Annotated in this window: 1 protein-coding gene; it reads left to right on the top strand. The window is 61.3% G+C overall.

Features of this window, described 5'->3' with window-relative positions; genetic code table 11:
* Positions 1-261: integrase core domain-containing protein (locus FNJ84_RS21875; RefSeq protein ID WP_143795287.1), on the top strand; the 261-nt coding region annotated here is incomplete at both ends.

Here is a 261-nt window from a genome sequence, read left to right as displayed (position 1 = left end):
GGTCGCCCGGGAGCTCAGTGCCTTGGTCCGGGTCTACGGCAAGCCTGGCTGCATTGTCAGCGACAATGGCACCGAGTTCACCAGTCGGGCCATCCTGAAATGGGCCGACGAGAACGAGGTGCCGTGGCACTACATCGATCCGGGTAAGCCCCAGCAGAATGCGTTCATCGAAAGCTTCAACGGCAGCCTGCGCGACGAGCTGCTGAACGAGGAGCTTTTTGACAGCCTGGACGATGCGCGTCGGAAATTGGCCCTATGGCG

The sequence above is a fragment of the Paracoccus sp. M683 genome (assembly GCF_007096355.1).
Lineage (GTDB): Bacteria > Pseudomonadota > Alphaproteobacteria > Rhodobacterales > Rhodobacteraceae > Paracoccus.
This window is presented reverse-complemented; position numbering and strand designations above follow the sequence as displayed.